The organism is Mesorhizobium sp. M8A.F.Ca.ET.202.01.1.1, assembly GCF_004791595.1.
Lineage (GTDB): Bacteria > Pseudomonadota > Alphaproteobacteria > Rhizobiales > Rhizobiaceae > Mesorhizobium.
Map to the genome: position 1 here is coordinate 1 of NZ_SRUN01000050.1, position 1050 is coordinate 1050.

Here is a 1050-nt window from a genome sequence, read left to right on the forward strand (position 1 = left end):
CTAAAGCGTGTCGCGATTTAAGGGATTCAGGATTCCCCTTGATTTGAGTTCGTGATTCATTGCGGTTGAAGGGAGACCGTGATGGGCAAGCCGCTACCACTTGAGTTGCGTCGGCGTGTTGTTGCGTATGTCGATGAGGGACATGGTCACCGCGAGGCTGCGCGCCATTTCCGCGTTTCGCCTCGCTTTGTGAACAATCTGATCAACCTGCGCCGGCAGACTGGTTCGCTCGAAGCGCGCCGGCAGGGCCATGTGGGCGGCGGGAAGCTTGAGCGGCATGCCGAGTTTGTCCGCTTGCGATTGGCCGAGACCGGCGAACTGACGCTGGATGAGCTTTGCGTCGAGTTGGAGGTGCGTGGTGTAAGCGTGCACCGCTCCAATGTCGGTCGCCTGCTCAATCGCCTTGGGCTCAGTCATAAAAAAAACTCTACTGGCCAGCGAGCAGCGGCGGGCCGACGTGCGCCAGGCACGTGAGCTGTGGACCGGGCGGCGAAAGCGCTTCTTCAACAAGGCTTTGGCGCGGCTGATCTTCATCGATGAGACGTCGACCAACACCAAACTGACCAAACGCACCGGCTGGGCGCCGAAGGGCGAGCGCTTCAGGACACATGCGCCCTTCGGCAAATGGCAGACGCAGACCTTCATCGCCGGGCTACGATGCCACGGTCTTGTCGCGCCGTGGATCGTCAACGCGCCGATGAATGGCACCATCTTCGAGCACTATGTCGAAACGCAGCTCGCTCCCGAACTGTCGCCCGGCGATATCGTCATTCTCGACAATGTCGGCTTCCACAAGAACGAGCGCGCCGCACAACTGGTTCGCCAAAGGGGCGCCTGGCTCCTGTTCCTGCCGCCATACTCACCCGATCTCAATCCGATCGAGATGGCCTACTCAAAACTCAAGGCGCTGTTGCGAAAGAAGGCGGCCAGAACCTTCGACGCACTCTGCCAGGCTCTCGGCGATATCTGCCACCTGTTCGAGCCAGCTGAATGCAGAAACTTCTTCAAGGCTGCCGGATATGAGGCTAATTAATCGCGACACGCTTTAGC

The 1050-nt window shown here is 59.3% G+C and carries 2 protein-coding genes; both read left to right on the plus strand.

Features of this window, described 5'->3' with window-relative positions; all coding sequences use genetic code 11:
- Positions 1 to 81: 81 nt before the first annotated feature.
- Complete coding sequence (locus EN845_RS36535) at positions 82 to 474, plus strand: IS630 transposase-related protein (protein WP_127312320.1); 393 nt, start codon at positions 82 to 84, stop codon at positions 472 to 474.
- Positions 458 to 1033, plus strand: coding sequence for an IS630 family transposase (locus tag EN845_RS36540; RefSeq protein ID WP_164761536.1), 576 nt, complete (start codon positions 458 to 460; stop codon positions 1031 to 1033). The genes EN845_RS36535 and EN845_RS36540 overlap by 17 nt, the downstream gene beginning before the upstream one ends.
- Positions 1034 to 1050 lie beyond the last annotated feature (17 nt).